The 17,192-nt window shown below is 62.1% G+C and carries 21 protein-coding genes, 1 tRNA gene and 1 pseudogene; 13 read left to right on the forward strand and 10 right to left on the reverse strand.

Annotation, left to right across the window (positions count from 1 at the left end; genetic code table 11):
- Both EOA75_RS13665 and EOA75_RS13670 read left to right on the forward strand, forming a co-directional pair.
- On the forward strand, positions 1 to 314 hold a 314-nt coding region (locus EOA75_RS13665; RefSeq protein ID WP_245466625.1), incomplete at its 5' end, for a hypothetical protein.
- A gap of 155 nt (positions 315 to 469) precedes the next feature.
- Positions 470 to 832, forward strand: a complete 363-nt coding sequence (locus EOA75_RS13670; protein ID WP_127324429.1) for a hypothetical protein — start codon at positions 470 to 472, stop codon at positions 830 to 832.
- Positions 833 to 838: 6 nt separating this feature from the next.
- Here the strand turns inward: EOA75_RS13670 and EOA75_RS13675 are convergent, their stop codons facing one another.
- A complete protein-coding gene (locus EOA75_RS13675; RefSeq protein ID WP_245466626.1) occupies positions 839 to 1,591 on the reverse strand; it encodes a Crp/Fnr family transcriptional regulator in 753 nt (250 codons plus the stop codon).
- Positions 1,592 to 1,857: 266 nt separating this feature from the next.
- Here EOA75_RS13675 and EOA75_RS13680 point away from each other — a divergent pair, with 266 nt between their 5' ends.
- A complete protein-coding gene (locus EOA75_RS13680; RefSeq protein ID WP_245466627.1) occupies positions 1,858 to 2,061 on the forward strand; it encodes a hypothetical protein in 204 nt (67 codons plus the stop codon).
- A 323-nt stretch (positions 2,062 to 2,384) separates the two neighbouring features.
- Here EOA75_RS13680 and EOA75_RS13690 read toward each other — a convergent pair whose 3' ends face one another.
- Positions 2,385 to 2,567, reverse strand: a complete 183-nt coding sequence (locus tag EOA75_RS13690) for a DUF3606 domain-containing protein (RefSeq protein ID WP_127324431.1) — start codon at positions 2,565 to 2,567, stop codon at positions 2,385 to 2,387.
- A 276-nt stretch (positions 2,568 to 2,843) separates the two neighbouring features.
- On the opposite strand from EOA75_RS13690, the gene EOA75_RS13695 reads away from it, so the two are divergent.
- Positions 2,844 to 3,041, forward strand: coding sequence for a hypothetical protein (locus EOA75_RS13695; protein ID WP_127324432.1), 198 nt, complete (start codon positions 2,844 to 2,846; stop codon positions 3,039 to 3,041).
- 59 nt (positions 3,042 to 3,100) lie between these two features.
- Here EOA75_RS13695 and EOA75_RS35755 read toward each other — a convergent pair whose 3' ends face one another.
- Positions 3,101 to 3,820 (reverse strand): hypothetical protein, encoded by a 720-nt coding sequence (locus EOA75_RS35755; protein WP_348628662.1) that lies wholly within the window; start codon positions 3,818 to 3,820, stop codon positions 3,101 to 3,103.
- 1,169 nt (positions 3,821 to 4,989) lie between these two features.
- Here EOA75_RS35755 and EOA75_RS34515 point away from each other — a divergent pair.
- A complete protein-coding gene (locus EOA75_RS34515) occupies positions 4,990 to 5,220 on the forward strand; it encodes a hypothetical protein (RefSeq protein ID WP_206516994.1) in 231 nt (76 codons plus the stop codon).
- Positions 5,221 to 5,657: 437 nt separating this feature from the next.
- Here the strand turns inward: EOA75_RS34515 and EOA75_RS13715 are convergent, their stop codons facing one another.
- Positions 5,658 to 6,620, reverse strand: a complete 963-nt coding sequence (locus EOA75_RS13715) for a manganese catalase family protein (RefSeq protein ID WP_127324435.1) — start codon at positions 6,618 to 6,620, stop codon at positions 5,658 to 5,660.
- A gap of 124 nt (positions 6,621 to 6,744) precedes the next feature.
- Between EOA75_RS13715 and EOA75_RS35760 the strand changes: the two are divergent.
- Positions 6,745 to 6,887, forward strand: a pseudogene (locus tag EOA75_RS35760) (NAD(P)H-dependent oxidoreductase); the annotation flags it as partial.
- 5 nt (positions 6,888 to 6,892) lie between these two features.
- On the opposite strand, the gene EOA75_RS13725 reads toward EOA75_RS35760, so the two are convergent.
- From EOA75_RS13725 to EOA75_RS13735, 3 genes are all read right to left on the reverse strand, one after another.
- Entirely contained in the window at positions 6,893 to 7,123 is a 231-nt protein-coding gene (locus EOA75_RS13725) for a hypothetical protein (RefSeq protein ID WP_127324436.1), read from the reverse strand.
- Between the two features lie 170 nt (positions 7,124 to 7,293).
- Complete coding sequence (locus EOA75_RS13730) at positions 7,294 to 7,917, reverse strand: pilus assembly protein TadG-related protein (RefSeq protein ID WP_127324448.1); 624 nt, start codon at positions 7,915 to 7,917, stop codon at positions 7,294 to 7,296.
- A gap of 244 nt (positions 7,918 to 8,161) precedes the next feature.
- A complete protein-coding gene (locus tag EOA75_RS13735; protein ID WP_127324437.1) occupies positions 8,162 to 8,383 on the reverse strand; it encodes a hypothetical protein in 222 nt (73 codons plus the stop codon).
- A gap of 93 nt (positions 8,384 to 8,476) precedes the next feature.
- Here EOA75_RS13735 and EOA75_RS13740 point away from each other — a divergent pair, with 93 nt between their 5' ends.
- The 5 genes from EOA75_RS13740 (at position 8,477) to EOA75_RS13760 (ending at position 10,853) form a co-directional block, all read left to right on the forward strand.
- Positions 8,477 to 8,656: a hypothetical protein gene (locus EOA75_RS13740; RefSeq protein ID WP_127324438.1), complete on the forward strand. Its 180-nt coding sequence runs from the start codon at positions 8,477 to 8,479 to the stop codon at positions 8,654 to 8,656.
- A gap of 109 nt (positions 8,657 to 8,765) precedes the next feature.
- A complete protein-coding gene (locus tag EOA75_RS34015) occupies positions 8,766 to 8,906 on the forward strand; it encodes a hypothetical protein (protein WP_164747377.1) in 141 nt (46 codons plus the stop codon).
- 30 nt (positions 8,907 to 8,936) lie between these two features.
- Complete coding sequence (locus tag EOA75_RS13745) at positions 8,937 to 9,530, forward strand: SOS response-associated peptidase (RefSeq protein ID WP_127324439.1); 594 nt, start codon at positions 8,937 to 8,939, stop codon at positions 9,528 to 9,530.
- A gap of 670 nt (positions 9,531 to 10,200) precedes the next feature.
- Positions 10,201 to 10,665 (forward strand): hypothetical protein, encoded by a 465-nt coding sequence (locus EOA75_RS13755; protein ID WP_164747378.1) that lies wholly within the window; start codon positions 10,201 to 10,203, stop codon positions 10,663 to 10,665.
- Positions 10,662 to 10,853: a hypothetical protein gene (locus tag EOA75_RS13760; protein WP_127324442.1), complete on the forward strand. Its 192-nt coding sequence runs from the start codon at positions 10,662 to 10,664 to the stop codon at positions 10,851 to 10,853. The genes EOA75_RS13755 and EOA75_RS13760 overlap by 4 nt, the downstream gene beginning before the upstream one ends.
- Before the next feature lie 93 nt (positions 10,854 to 10,946).
- Here the strand turns inward: EOA75_RS13760 and EOA75_RS13765 are convergent.
- A tRNA-Pro gene (locus EOA75_RS13765) sits at positions 10,947 to 11,023 on the reverse strand.
- Between the two features lie 200 nt (positions 11,024 to 11,223).
- On the opposite strand from EOA75_RS13765, the gene EOA75_RS13770 reads away from it, so the two are divergent.
- Positions 11,224 to 12,744 (forward strand): phosphomannomutase/phosphoglucomutase, encoded by a 1,521-nt coding sequence (locus EOA75_RS13770; RefSeq protein WP_127324443.1) that lies wholly within the window; start codon positions 11,224 to 11,226, stop codon positions 12,742 to 12,744.
- 10 nt (positions 12,745 to 12,754) lie between these two features.
- The gene (locus EOA75_RS13775; protein ID WP_127324444.1) at positions 12,755 to 14,992 is read left to right on the forward strand and encodes an AGE family epimerase/isomerase; all 2,238 of its coding nucleotides are present in this window, start codon (positions 12,755 to 12,757) and stop codon (positions 14,990 to 14,992) included.
- A gap of 89 nt (positions 14,993 to 15,081) precedes the next feature.
- Here EOA75_RS13775 and betB read toward each other — a convergent pair whose 3' ends face one another.
- Entirely contained in the window at positions 15,082 to 16,545 is a 1,464-nt protein-coding gene (gene betB, locus EOA75_RS13780; RefSeq protein WP_127324445.1) for a betaine-aldehyde dehydrogenase, read from the reverse strand.
- A gap of 55 nt (positions 16,546 to 16,600) precedes the next feature.
- Positions 16,601 to 17,192, reverse strand: a 592-nt coding sequence (locus tag EOA75_RS13785; RefSeq protein ID WP_245466628.1) for a GMC oxidoreductase, incomplete at its 5' end; no start/stop codon positions are given.

Here is a 17,192-nt window from a genome sequence, read left to right on the forward strand (position 1 = left end):
TTCCTCATCTGGTGGCTGCTGTGAGCGTCCTGATCAGCCTGCTTGTCGGCCGCCTCGGCGCCTCGCGCCTGGTGGCCGGCGCTATCGCCTGGGCGACCATTGCGGCGATCGTCTCGGGCGCCGCTTTCACCGCTTACGAAGTCATCAAGCACCGCGGCGCCGAAGAGGTCCGCGCCAAGTTCGAAAAGGACAATCGGGATGCGATCACAAAGGGCATTGATGCTCGCATGTCTTTTGACGACTGCATCGACGCTGGCGGCGTGTACGACTTCCGCCGTCAACGGTGCGCCGGCGCTCCGCTCGGCCATCGGTAACAGCCTCGCCGGCGCGCAGGGCAAGACGCTCGCCGATCAGAACAAGATCGACAAGACGGTCGCGCCGGGCTGCGCGATCGGCCTTTACACGCCGGCGGAATGCGACCGCCACACCAAGGCCAGCGCCGAGCGTCGAGCTGAACTGGGAGGGGCGAATGAGTGACTTCAATGCGAACCTTGCCTTCTTGATCGCCGTGGTCAGCGCGGTGGCTGGCCTATGGTGGCGCATCGAGGCGGCTATCAAATCGGCTCGGGACGAGGTCAAAAAGGATGCGCGCGACGCACATGCCAGGGCAGACATGGCGATCGGCTCGGTATCGCTGCTTGCCGAGCAGCTTGCCGCGCACAAGCTGCACGTTGCCGAGACCTACATCACCAAGGCCGGCCTGCGCGAATTCCGCGATGAGGTGATGACCGGTGTCCGCGACTTGAAGGGTAGCGTCTCGACGCTGCACGAGCGGATGGACCGTTTCATCGAGGGCGATAAGATCGGCCGAGTGCGCTCGTCGGCAGACTGACGCACCCTACAGTGACATCACATTTTTTTGGTGCAGGTAGGTCGTGTAAAAATCTCCTGCACGGACCAGCCCTTTCCAGTCGAGCGCTTTGAGCCTCGAGCCCGAGGTGGATATGAGGCCATCGCGGCGAAGTTCTTGAAGCACTCGGTTGACGTGAACGGTGGATAGCCCCACTGCGTCGCCCAGCACTGCCTGGCTTACTGGAAATTCCGCCACGTGGTCCTGAATTTGGCCGACTGCATGGAGTCGGACGATGAGCTCACACAAGAGGTGAGCCATGCGAACATAGGCGTCCCGCCTTCCGACATTGGTGACCCACTCTCTATATATCGCTGCGTCGATCAGCGTTGAGCGCCAAAACACGTTGGCGATGGAGGGGTGTTTGGCACAGATCGCGCGCAGCGCATCGTGGCGCATGAACCCCACTCTGGCGGGCGTGAGTGGTGCGAAGGTGCAATCCATAACCGAAAGATGAATTCCGTGGAGGTCCGGGATGTCTCCCGGAACAAAGATTGACGTGATCTGTCGCTTTCCCTCGCCGGTGATCTTCGCAGATGCCACCAGGCCGTCCAGAACAGCGAAGGAATGAGAGGGTCGGTCGCCCTCGCGCACGATATCCTCTCCTGTCCGGTAGTCGCGCTCCTGAACCGCGATACTCTCCAGAATCGTAATGTCGGCTCGAGTAAGGTCAGAGATGATCTGGAGCTTACGGATAATCAGGTCAGAAGAAGAACCTGGCAACACTGAGCTGATCGACATAAGCCCGAACCTCTATCGGGCCCCATTGTTCCCGTGCGGTGAGGATGGCTCTTCGACCCCCAGGTTGATTGCGCCTCAAGCCCCTAGCCATGGCCGAGTCCGACCGCTTGGAATGATTTTTGCTCATGACGAAGGAACACCTTTTAGGATCGCAGGTTGGGAGCCCGGCGGCACAGCTATGCTCCCCTCTGCTTCCAAAGTGCCGTCATGTCGAGGGCCCGCCTGCAGGCGTGTCGGGCGGGCCCGCTTGGCAGGAGGAGAAAGGCATGGCTTCAGCAAGACTGGCGAAAGGCGCGTTCACACCTGTCGATGTTGAATTTCTTTGCCAGATTCTCGAACGCGGCTCACTCGCAAAGGAAACTGCAGCGGAGCGAGAGCGCCGCGCTTTGCGGATCATTGCCAGCTATATGGCCGGCGTCACCGATGAAGGACAGCTGATTGAGCTTTCTCACAAGCCGTTGGGACGATAGCAGTGAGTTATTTGCGGGCGGCCAAGCCGTTGGGGAAAGCCGAGGGGGCCCCGTCTGTGTCCTCCGACCCGTCCGGCAGCCCGGCATCCGGGAGGTACGTTTGGCGGACTACTAGTCGACGGATCGATTGGGCGATGCGATCCTTCAGGCGTCCAGCACAAGCGGTTCGTGTGCGGGCCTTTGATGCCAGATGACTTGGCGCAAGTCGCGCATATCAACGGCTTGGCCGCACATGGGGCACAGATGGAAATGATCGACCTCGCTCGCAGGCTCGCCCCGCACCCGATTTCCGACAATCGGCGGGCCTAAATCTGAAATACTTGTCACGGCCGTAGCTTTCTGGCCTCGCGCACCACGGCTTTGCGGCTGTTGCCGTGCTGGCGGATCAATTCCCTGACCGCTCCTGGCGAAATCCGGTGCCGCTTGGCGAAGTATTCAATCTCGTACTCTTGATCTGCTGATACCCGGTCGCGATCGCCGCCGCGCTTGCTCTTGTCGTCTGCCATTAGGACGTTCCTCCTGCCGAGACCAACCGGATCACAAAGAAAATGTTCCGGGGCCGCGGAACACCTTGCATTCAACGAGGTTTGGGGCGCGGCGGCGCACCTCCCTCCCGATCCCCGTGCAGAGCCGCCAGCGGAGCCTCCCCTTCTCCGCAGGCCCGCTCCAATGGCATCAGGGGCGGGCCGTTCTTTCACAGGGCGCTCGCGGAAGGCTCCCGGCGGGATGCGGTCAGGTCCGCTCGATGGCGCATTGGCCGGTACGTGTGCTACTGTGCAGCGATGGAACAGAAGACCATCGATCGGGCGATTATCCTGCTCAAGCAGTATCGGGACATTCTTGTGGCGAGTTACGTGCCGATAGGCGCCGAGGGCGTTCCTGAACCAAAAACGCCTGAGCAAGCCGCGGATCCGTTGGAAATCGCCGCACTGGAAGATCTTGCGGCGCTTGATGCGGTTATCAAAGAAATGTTGGCTTAGGTTCTGGAACACCGGCTATCATGGGCGGCGACGGACAACCACGCGGCAGCACAGATCGCTCAAGTCGGCTTGTCAACGAGTGGCGTCTTTCGCGTCGGCGGCTTGTAGGGCGTGACCAGCCTAACCGTGTCGGCATTCACGGTGACGGGAATGCCCAGGTTGATTGTCACCTTGTCCTCATCCACACGGGTGACGTCACCTCGCAGCTCGATTTCCTGAGCCGGTTTCACCTTCGCTGTTCGGTCGACGATGGAATGAGGCTGCCCGTATGACGGGATCGATACGCTGACCCGGTCTTCTGTGACTCGACGGCCCACTTTCGCGGTGATGGCGACCTCGTCGCCTATCTTCAAGCCCTTGGCCATACGCCTACAACTCTGACGCGGCAAATAGGTTCTCAAGCCTTCTCTAATGGAACCTACCGACCGATATTGGGTTCGGTGTCGCGGTGCGCGTTGCCAGGCGAGGCGCCGTTTGGGGATATGTGGTGGCGTTCCCCGGAGCCCGTTCGGCCTTTCAGGCTGGCGGGCTTCTGGCCGTTTCGCGGATTGCCGAGGAGAAGCCAAGACGGGACTGCTGAATCCTGCTATGATCAGTCTGCAATGCCCCGCCGCGAAACCCCGTTGGAAATGGCGCAGCGCCACGTTCGAGAGGGCGCGGAACGCATAGCGCACCAGCGGGCGTTGATCGCCAGAATGGAAGTGCGTGGCCAATCCATAGGCGAAGCCGAACACCGGTTGCGGGAGTTTCAGGCGGCTCAACGCCAACACACCGAACACCTAAGGCGTCTCCGCGATAGCTAGCCGCCGGTATGGAACCTTCGCCCGGATCCGGATCCACGGCCAGAGGAGACCTGAGGGCCGAGAGCAAGAAAGAGCACGACGAGCGCATCCAGGCGATGAAGGTTTTCGAGTGCGGTTCTCATGCGCGAACCGGTATCCTCGAGGCGCAGGCGCGCGAGCTCATCGACCTGATCGGCAACGACGCGAGCTCTCCACTTCGAGAGGCGCGTCTCCTAGCGAGAGAGATAGACGCGGGACAGCCAGGTGCTGTTCCTTCGCGGTGAGCACACGCTGCGCCATGCGACCTGCAGGACTTCGAGGAAGGAAACTGGCAGATAGCTTCTTCGTCAAGCGGTTGCTGATGGAACCTTTTAACCGTCACCCGGTTCGGGCTTCACGGCGAGTGTTCTGGCGGCTGTTATGGCTGGGCCGCCCAAGCCACGCCGGGCGGGGAAAACGCCTCCCCCCGGAGCCCGTTTGACTTCCCAGGGCCGAGCGGGCTCTCCTATTCTCGAAAACAGCGTCAGTTGGTCCAACTAGGTCGCATCGGCCGGAGGGAACAATTCCATCAACCATCCCGTTGGGTGTCGCGGCGTGTGTCCCCGGCCAAGGTTCACCGCGCCGCGTGGGGGCATTTCCCCCGGAGCCCGTTCGGCCCCCCTCAGGCGAGCGGGCTCTCGCTTGCCGGAATGAGTGCCGGAACGCCGTGCGCGTGGATGCCGTTACCGTCAATGGCTCTTGCCGATGACATCCGCGTGGTGCGCGGGCATGTTGCCTGGGTAGACGGCACCTCGCCCAGCCGCGGGAGCGCATAGCCGTACTGGAACGGCTCGAACTGCCCATCGCCAAGGCACTCGATTCCTCGAACTTCTCGCAATACGAGCGCCCGGCCTGCCGAGGGGGTCGAGGAGACCTTGGGCGCACAGGCCGGGCTCTTAGTCCGATGCCAACCGCGGCGGGGCAGAGATGCATTATGCGCCACCGTTCAGTGGTAGGCATCCACGTTTTTAGTGGTAGCGAATGAAAAGCCCGCCGCGGCTAATTAGCGTAAGCGACGGGCTTTTTTAGGTTGCCACTGAGACGGCTACATTCTGACGGAACCGACCGCTCCTTTGGTTAATGACTGAGGACTAAATCCGTTCCACACTGGGACGTTCTGTGAGATAATGGCAGATGCCTTCCCGAGGGCGGCGCTCATGTCATCGTCGCGTTGGAGCGGCGTCTACGGGCCCGCTGATCTGGACATGCTCCAGCGGGTGTTTAACCGGTTGTGCGACGAGCGACGACAAGCCAAGAAGGACCGCGAACAGCGGGAATATTTGGCTAGGGAAATCCTCCAAGCTTTTGATGACGGCATCACCGACGAAGCTGACCTGCGTCAACGTTGGCTTGGCTGAACGCTTGTCTAGCTCGGCGGCTTTATCGGCTAAGCCTCAGGTCGGCCCCAATTGGAACGGCTACACGCCTCAGAGAAGGTCCGACAAAAAAGAGCCCTCACACCGGCAGGCTCTTTCAATGTGGTCGCAGCGCTTTATGAAGAGCTTTCCAATGAACAGACACCGTTGAAACCATGTCGGGACTGCGAGCCTCGTCCAGGTCACCGCACGTGCACTAATGCCTTCGGCCACGGTCACCTCGGGCTCACGCTCGCACCGATCACTGCCCGGCTAGTCGGCAAGGTCCTTTCACGGAAAGCATCGCACGCCTTGGCTCGTCCCGGTTCTAAACCCGACTGGGGTAGTCGAATCGCGAACCAGGGAACCGCCTGTTCGGTCGCGACAGGCGGTTTCTCTTGCGCACGCGAAACGACGTTCTTGAGGGCTCCATGCAAAGGCTACCTGGTTTTGCGAGCTGCGGCGCCTGCCCGCGCCGGCGCCTCCTGGATGTTGGCGGCGCCGCCCATGTCACCATTCTTGGTGCGGCCGGCCCCCGGCCCTGCTCCAATATCGGCGCCCGTGGTCGGATCGGAAGCCGGGTCCGAGAGTGTCCGCTCCGCCAGATTGGCCGCGACCTTCTTGTCCTTGGCATTTAGCTTGACAGTCGCCATCCCGTCGCCCCCGTCGGCGGGCATCACCTCTTCGAGATTGTCGATGCGGTCCCATTCGCCTCCCGAGTTCCAGGGTCCCGTGGCGTCTCCTTCGCCCTGCGAGGTGTTGACGTACATGCTGGCATATTTCTCGATGCCCGGGAGTTTGCCCGTCGGGAAGTTGTTCTCTATCGCGTACAGCGCTTTCTCGAAGGACTTCTGGTGGGCGACTTCGCGCGTCATCAGAAAACCGAGGGCATCCTTGACGCCGGGATCATCGGTGATGTTGATCAGTCGCTCGTACACGATCTTGGCACGAGCTTCGGCCGCGATGTTGGAGCGCAGGTCCACCGTTGGTTCGCCGCGAGAATCGATATAGGCGGCGGTCCAAGGCACTCCGGCCGAGTCGCACAATGCGGGTCCGCCGCCAAACAGGATTGACTCCTTGGCCGTTGTGCCGCTGGCGCCAACCATCAAATACAGCTCAGCTTCCTTCATCTGTCCCTCGGCAAGGTGTGCCTTGAGTCCCTTGTTCAGCATTGTGACAATTGACCCGACCACCTCGAGGTGGCTTAGTTCTTCGGTTGCGATGTCGAGCAACATGTCTTTTCGACCGACATCATCCTCGCCCAGCCCTTGGACGAAATAGCGCATGGCGGCGGCCAACTCGCCATCGGCTCCGCCGAATTGCTCCATTATCATGCACGCCAGTTTCGGATTCGGCTCCGACACACGGACGGTGTATTGCAGTCGCTTATTGTGCATGAACATGAGGGTTCCCCAGTGTTGGCATCCGTCCGAACCACTTTGCATCAGGAATGTTCCTTCGCACCGCGATGCCATACCTTGGCGCGACCTCGAGCGCAGGCCCAGCCCCTAGTTTCACACGTGGTGCGCGGACGTTCTCGTTGCCGACCCGACCTACAAAGGTAGCTACACCGGACTATTCAAGCACTATTGAACGAACGCCTTTGAGAGGTAAGCCGGTGCTTCTCGCCGCAAACCAGAGGCGGCGAGGGTCACGCCTTGAGCATGCAGCCAGTTCACTCGAACATTTCGAATATGGCGCGAGCTTTAAGAACCGGAGCACCCGCCTCATCCCGAACATCGACGAAGAGTTCGAGCCGGTCTTCGATTGGAACAACCTCAGCCGCCATCTCGGCCAACGCCGTCGATGCCTCCCGCCTTACCGCCTGGATGTCATCCAGCTCCGCGCCGGTTTCATCGGTCACGTGAGCTGAGCCGTTGAACGTGTCGAAGAAGTAGCGGCTCATCGAGTGCCTAGCGCCTTTGCCTCACGCTCTAGGGTCGCGGTCGTTTCGATGCCTAGCGATCACGCGGCCGGTGTAGCCGTCTGGTGGCAACATGAAGCGCGCCCCTTGCGCTTATTAGCTGCGCCCGATGAAATGGCGGCGGCTCTGCGGCTCTGGTTAGCGATTCCTGATTACTCGACGATAGCAACCGATTGGGCTGAGGGGATGTCCTTCATCCCAAGGCTCGAGCAGTTCTGTTTGATGGTCGTGCTGCCGGACCACTGGATTTTGTCGGCAACGACCTGGGTGCAGCCGCCGCTCCCCGAGAAGTTGCCCAGGTAGTTGACCTGCTGCTTGGGGAAATAGATGGCACCGGTCAGAAGCGAGCTCGCAGTGCCGTTGAAGGTGCTGGTGGCGCTGGTGCCGGTCCTGTCGCCATAGAACAGCACGCCCGAATAGGTGCCCGAGGTCGGCGCGCTCAGCGTCACCGTGTCGAGGTTCTGGTTGAGGATCACCTCGACAGCCTTCTTGGCCGTGTTCGGCCCCGAGGTGGGCGGCGCGTGGACATTGATAGTGCCATTGCCCAACCCGTTATCGGTCGCCGACTGGGTCGCGGCCGCCGTGATCGTCGCGGTGTCGGACCCCGCGATCTTCTCCAGCGCGCCGGCATAGGCGGCGGCATCGGCCGTCGCCTGCAGTTTCAGGCTCGAATAGTACCAATACGAGGTCTCGACGCCGAGTCCGGCAGCGCCGACGATGATGGGCAGGCTAAGCGCAAAAATAGTGGCGACGTTCGCGCCGGGGTCCCGGCCGATTCCGCGCACTAAGTCCCAAATGCTTTTTTTCGTTGCCACGAAGCATTAGTACGCGCCCATATATAAACGAAACGTGAAAATAGAGGTGTGCAGCTGCACGGCCGCCCCAATCGGGTGCCTATCATTCAGGAACCGTTGGAGATCGCGGCACATGGTAAGACTGGAACAATTACTTTGGCGTGCCGCCGTTGGGGTAGAACCCGACAGCCCGAATTTGCTTCGCCGCACATGGTGCGGGGGCATGTCAGTCTGAAACGGGCAGGCCCAGCTTTTTCCGGACATAGGCAAGGTGTGCTTCGTGCTGGCGCTGGAGGCCAAGCAGAGTTGCCAGCATGTCTTCGGCGTCCTCGCTAGGGTAACCCTTGTCCTTGAAGTGGACGATGATTTGATTCTGGCGCGCAATGTGTTCGCGTCCCAGGCGGACGTGACGCTCCACCATCTCCAATTCGGTTTCGTTGCGCTGCATGCCTCAGGACTATAGCAGCTTTTCACGTTCCTGTACCGGCCGCCGTGGACGGCGTCGGGTTGAACCCATTTCGGGTTGGAACGTTCTTCGGCCATGCCTGAAGATGAAAAATACATTGGCCACATCCGCCGCCCTCAAGATCGAGTCTTGCAGAGCGTGGAGGAGAGCCGATATCTGATAGAGCATAGCCAGCGCTTGATCGAGAAATCCCGCAAGCTGCTGGAGCGGATACGGTCCGACAAGAGCCTGAAGTCACCTGCGGAGCCCGACTAGCTCAAGCTATTTTGCGCGCGTCCAAAGGTTAGACGCACGTAGCGCCCACTCGCCAATTGCCGGAACCTATTCCTTCCAATTGTGTTCTTTCTCACTGGGGACAATTCCAATGGCAGAGAACAACGAAGATCGCGCCCGTCGGGAAACCGGCATCACCGAAGCGCAGGCGCACGAGCTCATGGATTTGATCGGCAACGACCGCAATTCGCTTCTTCGCGAGGCACGTCTCCTCGCCCGGAAGCAGAAGTAGCCGACGGGGAAAGTCCAAATGGGATGATCCATGTGCAACGATTACGAGCAGCATGTTGCCTGGGCCGAATACTGCCGGATCATGGCCTCGCTCAACTTCAGGATCCCCAGTCATCAGAACGAGCTCGATCTGCCGCAAGCTAACGATATCCGCATCAACGACCCGGCTCCGGTAATGCGCGCTGCCGGAGATGCAATCGAGTTAGCCTTGATGACCTTCGGCCTCCCCCCGTCCGGTCCCAAAGGCGGGCCGGTGTTTAATTTCCGCTCCGAGGGCCGACAGTTTGGCAACAGCAAACGCTGTCTTGTTCCCGCTTCCGCATTCTTCGAATTCACCGGCACGAAGTACCCGAAGGCGAAGCACCGCTTTACGCTCAATAGCACCCCGTTCATGGCAATCGCGGGGCTTTGGCGCGAAGCGGCCGGGAACAAGCCGCCATCCTTCACCATGCTGACGACCGATCCTGGTCCCGACGTTGCGCCCTATCACAACCGTCAGGTCGTGGTCCTTCAGCCGGAGAACTGGTCCGCCTGGCTCAAGCTGACGAAATCCGAGGGCGAACTGTTGCGGCCGCTTCCAGCTGGGTCGCTCGCGGTCGAGACGGTGAGGCCGGAGAGCTCTTAGTTCACATCGCCCGAGGGTTCGCGGACATACCCGGGAGCCTCGCGCCTCTCCCGCAAGTGCCTGCACTGTTCGAGCGCGACCTTGAATGCCGCGGCAGCAAGATCGCATTTGTGCTTAGATGGGCCGTTGCTCTGGATCACAATTTCGGCCTGTCTGATGGTCAGACCGTGCCTCCCCGCAAACTCGTCCAGGTCGTAGGCTTCCTTCCAACACGACCGCTTCAAACCTTGCATTTTCGCTCCCGTGATATGTGACGAGGCAACGCGAGACCGCTGATTAGGTTTCAGACGGACGAACATAAACCGTGTGCCCGGCGCGTCTGACCTGTAATCGGTGCCGCTCTGAAGGTAGCGTTCCCCTTCGCCGCGGGGCTCAAAACAAAACCAGTGCGAAGGCTGTCTCGGGCGAGCAAACCCCCAGCCGGCATCCTTCTCGCAGCCCCGGTGCTCGCAGACATGACCGAGAGGCCCTCGCTCGCGTGTCTGGACAGCCTCGCCGGAGCGTGTCGGCTCACGCTCATTCCCCGGGAAATATTCGAGGATGATGATGTAACCGGATTCGACCGAAACCTTCAGGTCGTCGGGGAACTCTCGGCTGGTGATTTCACGTTCCGGCTGCCAGATGACATTGACCCCACGGCCTCCATTGCGTGAGGCCTCATTGAGTTGACGTGCAGCACCTGCGCGTCGTCGGGACACGCCTCGATCGAATAGCGAGTTGGCATGGGACTTTGCTCTGTGTCACCTGTGAGACATACCTAAAAGATTCCACAGGCGGTCTTGACGATCAAGGAAAATGTTCCTTTTTTGTTCTCATGCCCGAGACCTATGGCCCGAAGCGACGCGACTATCCGCTCTCGAACCTGAACGACAGCATGCGCCTGGTGCGCGTGCGGTGCCGCTGTTGCAAGCGGCAGCACAATTATCATCCGTCGGATCTGATCCAGATTTTTGGTGATGTCGACGTCGACTCGGTCGCCTACCGCATGAAATGCGAGAACGGCGGCGACCATGGTATGCTCGATGTTGAGGCCTTCGTCCCGACCGGCCGCGAAGGCGTCGGCTTGCGCATCCGGCGCCTGGTGGCGATTAAGATCAACCGGGTGCCGGTTTGGAAGGAGGAAGGTCCGAAATGACGAACGACCAATCCGAACGCGCGCTCGAAACGCTGCTTGCCGCCCACCCCGGACCTGTCTCGATCGCGGCCGGCATCGCCGCGTTGCGCGCGATCGGCGCCGAGGAGTCCGATGCCGATCTGCAATCGCTGGTCGGAACGTTCGCCGCCGAGTGCGGCAGAGCGATACGTTTTGACCGCCGAAGCTAGCAGGGCAACGACCGTCATCGGCCCGACCCTGAGTTTCAGGTGGGTTATCAGGTGGGAGGCAAAATCGGGAGGAAGCTAACGCATTGTTTTTTCTGGTCGGAGTGGCAGGATTTGAACCTGCGACCCCATCGTCCCGAACGATGTGCGCTACCAGACTGCGCTACACTCCGTGACCAGACGGCGGGCTTATAGCCGCCACTTTCCGATCCTGCAAGCGTCAATGGCTGCACTTGTGTCGCATTTCTCGGCTTTCACCAATCTTGCCCGGATGGCATGCGATTTAGCCGTCGGATAAAGCCCGGCTTAAAGGCTTTCGTGATAAGCCGCGCCCTCTATAAATCGGCATTCCGGCTCTCTGGAGTTTCGACCATTGACCTTCACGATTGTTGGCGAAGCCCGGCCCAACAGCTTCGAATTCGAGACCTCGGCGCTGATCAAGGCGTCGGGCTTTCGCGAGTACGACGCGCGCTGGTGGGTCGGCCATCCCGGCTCGACCAAGGCGCCGGAGCTCAATTTGATCGGCGTCCAGGCGCTCGGTATGGGTCTGGGCACGCTGATCCGGCGCCTGGGCGTTGGGCCGGATATCGTCACCGGCCATGATTTCCGCTCCTATTCGCTGTCGATCAAGCTGGCGCTAGTCTCCGGCCTGATGGCGGCGGGCGCCCGGGTGAAGGATATCGGCCTGGCTTTGTCCCCCATGGCCTATTTCGCGCAGTTCGCGCTCGATACACCCTCGGTCGCCATGGTCACCGCCTCGCATAACGAGAATGGCTGGACCGGCGTCAAGATGGGGGCGGCGCGGCCGCTCACCTTCGGTCCGGAAGAGATGGGCGCGTTGAAGAAGATCGTGCTCGAAGCCGACTTCGACCTCCGCGGCGACGGTGCCTACGAGTTCATCTCCGGTTTCCGGGAGCTCTATGTCGATGATCTTACCAAGGGCAAACACATCTCGAGAAAGCTCAAGGTCGTTTGCGCCTGCGGCAACGGCACGGCTGGCGCCTTCGCGCCGGAAGCGCTGGCGCGTGTCGGCTGCGAGGTGATCCCGCTCGACGTCGAGCTCGACCATGCGTTCCCGCGCTACAATCCCAATCCCGAGGACATGCAGATGCTGCGTGCCATCAGCGAGAAGGTGCTGGAGACGGGCGCAGATGTCGGACTGGGCTTCGATGGCGACGGCGACCGCTGCGGCGTCGTCGACAACGAGGGGAACGAGATCTTCGCCGACAAGGTCGGGCTTATGCTCGCGCGCGATATTTCATCGTTCCATCCGGGCTCGGCCTTCGTCGTCGACGTCAAGTCGACGGGGCTTTTTGCCACCGATCATGTGCTCAGGGCGAACGGCGCCACAACTGACTATTGGAAGACCGGCCATTCCTATATCAAGCGCCGCGTTGCCGGGCTGGGTGCCGTCGCCGGCTTCGAGAAATCCGGGCATTTCTTCTTCAACCCGCCTATCGGCCGCGGCTATGACGACGGGCTGATCACCGCGATCGTCGTCTGCCAGATGCTCGACCGCAATCCGCGGAGCTCGATGGCCGATCTCTGCCGCGCGTTGCCGCTGACCTACGGTACGCCGACCATGTCATCGCAATGCCCCGACGAGGTGAAGTACGGCGTGGTCGACCGCGTCGTGGCGGATTTTCAGACGATGCACCGCGAAGGTGCTGACTTTGCCGGCCAGAAGATCGTAACGCTCATCACCGTCAACGGTGTGCGCGTCGTTGCGGAGGACGGCACCTGGGGCCTTGTGCGCGCCTCCTCGAACAAGCCCGAGCTTGTCGTGGTGGTGGAGAGCCCGGTATCGTCCGAGCGGCGCCGGCAGATGTTCGAAGCCGTCGACGCCGTGCTGCGCCGCAGTCCCGAAGTCGGCGCCTACAACCAGACCTTCTGACAGGGCAGCCATGAGCCAGCGCATCGTCAGTTTCGTCATGAGCGGCGGCGTCGGCTCGCGGTTATGGCCCCTGTCGCGCGAGGACAATCCCAAGCAATTCCACGACCTTTCCGGCGACGGTTCGATGCTGGCCAAGACCTTGCGCCGGCTGGCCGCGCGGCCTGAAGGGCAGACGCCGATCTTTCTCATCGCATCGGAGCGCCATGCCGACCGCGTCCATGCCGATCTTGCCGGCATTGATCTCGCCGGCGGCGGCCCATTGTTCGAGCCCACGGGGCGCAACACCGCCGCTGCCGTGGCGCTTGCCAGCCTGCGCACCCTCTCCGAATTTGGCGATGAGCTTGTTCTCGTGGTGCCCTCCGACCACGAAATCTCCACCGCGCGGCAGTTCTGGCGGAGCGTTGAAGCGGGTGCTGCGGCGGCGAGAACCGGTCGCTTGGTGGTGTTCGGGATTAAGCCGACGCAGCCCGAAATCGGCTATGGCTATATCGAGGTCGCGGCCGATCGCGACGGCGTGTTCGACGTCTCGCGCTTCGTCGAGAAGCCCGACCTCGCCACCGCGCGGGCTTATCTCGACGCCGGCAGCTTCTATTGGAATACCGGCATTTTCCTGTTTCGCGCCGGCGCCATGCGAGATGCCTTCGCCGCCTTCGAGCCCAGGATCTGGCAGGCGACGGAAGCCGCTTATCACGCGGCGACCAACGATCTTTCCGGGCTCTACATGCCGCTGGAACTTTACTCGGCGATCCCGTCGACCTCGATCGACTACGCTATCATGGAGCGGGCCAAGGACATCGCCATGGTGGCGGCCGGATTCCGCTGGAACGATCTCGGTTCGTGGCAGTCGCTGCTCGATGTCGGCCCGTCCGACAGCCACGGTAACGTCATTCTCGGCGATGTCGTCGCCATCGATTGCGAGAACTCCTACATCCGCGGCGACGGCCGGCTGCTGTCGGCCATCGGCATGAAGGACGTGGCCATCGTCTCGACGGCAGACGCCACCTTCGTGGCGCCGGTCAGCCACAGCCAGCACGTCAAGAAGATCGTCGAGCAGCTGGAGAAATCCGGCCGGCTGGAGACGAGGTTCACGCCGGCGCATGACCGCGTCATCGAGAGCGGCGCCTGGCGGCGCCGCGTTCGGCACTGGCTGTTCGAGGAGACGCTGCCGCTGTGGTCGAGGTCAGGTGTCGATGAGCGCCATGGCGGCTTCCATGAGGCGCTGAGCTTCGACACCGCGCCGTTGATGAAGCCGAAACGCATGCGCACGCAGGCGCGCCAGATCTATGCCTTCGCCGTCGCCAAGGAGCGCGGCTGGGACGGCCCGGCGGATCGGCTGATCGCTCATGGCCTTGACTTCATGGCAGGCCGGGGCCGCACCGACAAAGGCGGCTGGGTGCGCACGCTCAATATCGACGGCTCGGTCGCCGATCCGGTCGAGGATGCCTACGACCATTCCTGCGTGCTGTTGGCGCTTGCGCACGCGCATATGTCGGGTCATCCCGATGCGTTGCGGCTCGCCGAGGAAACCTTTGCTTTCCTCGATGCTCATCTCGAGGACAGCCGCATGACAGGTTTTCTCGAAACCTCCGACGGCGAGGGCGAGCGTCGCTCCAACCCGCACATGCATCTGCTCGAAGCCTTTCTCGCTTGGCACAGAGCCACTGGCGAGCGCGCCTACCTGCGCCGCGCGGCGCGCGTCATAGATCTCTTCCGCAGTCATTTCTTCGATGCCGAAAGCTGGACGCTGGGCGAGTATTTCGACGACGGCTGGAAGCCCGTGGCGGGCGAGAAAGGAACATGGACCGAACCCGGCCACCATTTCGAATGGGCCTCGCTGCTCGTCGATTTCGCCGCCCGCAGCGGCCAGGCCGAACTCACCGGCTTCGCCCGCAAGCTCTATGCCTCGGCTGTCGCGAACGGCCTCAACCGCGCCACCGGCCTTGCCTATGGCGCCGTCTCGCGCCAGGGCCTTCCGCTCGACACGGTCTCGCGCAGCTGGCCGCAGGCCGAGGCGATCAAGGCTGCGATCGCGCTCGACGGCTCGGGTGGGCCGGACCTCAAGCCGGAGATCGAGGCGCGCGTCGGCCACCTGTTCCGCTGGCACATCGACCCGGCGCCGCTCGGCCTCTGGATTGACCGAATCGATGAGCGCGGCCGGTCATTGGCGAGCGACGTGCCAGCCAGCATCTTCTACCATCTGGTTTGCGCGCTGACGCAGTATCTGGACGGGACGGCCGAGAAGGGGTGAGGGGGCAACTGGCGGCAACGCAGAAGCTGCCAATCTCTACCCTTGCAGAGGAGATTGCTGTCACTGCGGGCTTTTGGCCAATCGCCAAGTCAATACGGGCTCGCCACATCCCCCGTCTCGACATAGACCGCCTTCAGCTGCGAATAATGCGCCAGCGCCGCCAGCGAGTTCTCGCGGCCGATGCCGGACTGCTTGACGCCGCCGAAGGGCATTTCCACCGGCGTCAGATTGTAGGCGTTGATCCAGCAGGTGCCTGCCTGCAACTCGGCGATCACCCGATGGGCGCGGGGCAGGTCGCGGGTGAAGACGCCCGCAGCGAGGCCGAATTCGGTATTGTTGGCGCGTTCGATCACCTCGTCCTCGCTATCGAATTTCAGCACGCTCATCACCGGTCCGAAGATTTCCTCGCACGCGATGCGCATGCCATCGGTCACGCCGGTGAACACGGTCGGTTCGATGAAGAAGCCACCTTCGAAGCCCTGCAGCGACGGCACGTTGCCGCCGCAGGCAAGCGTCGCACCCTCCTCTCTGCCGGCGGCGATGTAGGAAACAACCTTTTCCTGCTGCGCCTTGTTGACCAGCGGCCCCATTTGCGTTTCCGGATCGAGTGGATCGCCGATGCGGATTTTTTTGGTGCGCTCGATCAGCCGCTCGACGAAGCGGTCATGCAGGCCCTTCTGCACGAAGACGCGCGTGCCGTTGGAGCAGATCTGGCCGGTCGAATAGAAATTGCCGAGCATGGCGCCGCCGATGGCGTTTTCGAGATCGGCATCGTCGAAGACGATCAGCGGCGACTTGCCGCCGAGCTCCATCGTGGCGTGCTTCATTTTCGAACCGGCAAGCGACAGCACCTTGCGGCCGGTCGGCACCGAGCCGGTCACCGAGACCTTGGCCACGACATCATGGCCGACGAGTCCGGCGCCGACATCGCCATAGCCCTGCACGACGTTGAACAGCCCGTCGGGCAGGCCCGCCTCGCTGTAGATTTCGGCCAGCGCCAGTGCCGAGAGCGGCGTGTTCTCCGACGGCTTGAACACCATGGCGTTGCCCATGGCTAAAGCCGGCGCCGACTTCCAGCCGGCGATCTGGATCGGATAGTTCCAGGCGCCGATGCCGACGCACACACCAAGCGGATCGCGCCTTGTGTAAGCAAACGGTCCGCCGAGATCGATCATCTCGCCGTTGAAGGCCGCCACTGCGCCGGCGAAATATTCGAGGCAATCGGCGGCCGAAGGCGCGTCCGCCACCAGCGTCTCCTGGATCGCCTTGCCGGTGTCCAGGGTCTCGATGCGCGCCAGGTCGGCATTGCGGGCGCGCAGGATGTCAGCGGCGCGGCGCAGGACGCGGCCGCGCTCGACCGGCTTCATCCGTGCCCAGGCCGGCTGCGCCGCGCGCGCGGCCTCGATCGCCAATTCCAGCACATTCGGCGTCGCCGAGTGCAGCGTGGCGATGGTCTCGCCCGTCGCCGGATAGACCACCGGCAGCGGCGCGCCGCCTTCGTCCTCGATGTAGCGGCCGTTGACGTAGTGCGATGCCGTTGGCTGGGCGCGCATGGTCTTCTCCGTTGGTAATCGCCGGGGCGGGGGAGGGCGCCCGCCGGATCATGCGCTATCTGTCTGCCACCTGCCAGCGCGGATTGATCCAGGGTTCCTGGTTGGATGGCGCGAGCGGCGTGCGGCCAAGGATGTGGTCGGACGCCTTCTCGCCGGTCATGATCGACGGGGCGTTCAGGTTGCCGTTGGTCACCCGCGGGAAGATCGAGGAATCGGCAACGCGCAGCCCCTCGACGCCGATCACCCGGCATTCCGGATCGACGACGCTGGTCAGGTCGTCGGCGCGGCCCATCCTGCAGGTGCCGCAAGGGTGATAGGCGCTCTCGGCGTGATCGCGGATGAAGGCGTCGAGCTCGTCGTCGGTCCGCACATGGGCGCCCGGCGAAATCTCCTTGCCGCGGAAGCCGTCGAAGGCCTTCTGGCCAAAAATCTCGCGCGTCAGCCGGATGCAGTGGCGGAACTCGCTCCAGTCGTCGGGATGCGACATGTAGTTGAAGCGGATCACCGGTTTCGCTTTCGGATCGGGCGAGCGCAGGCTCACCGAGCCGCGCGACTTCGACCGCATCGGCCCGACATGCGCCTGGAAGCCATGCGACTTCGCCGCCGCCTTGCCGTCATAGCGCACCGCCGCTGGGATGAAGTGATAC

It is taken from the genome of Mesorhizobium sp. M1A.F.Ca.IN.022.07.1.1 (genome assembly GCF_003997575.1).
Lineage (GTDB): Bacteria > Pseudomonadota > Alphaproteobacteria > Rhizobiales > Rhizobiaceae > Mesorhizobium.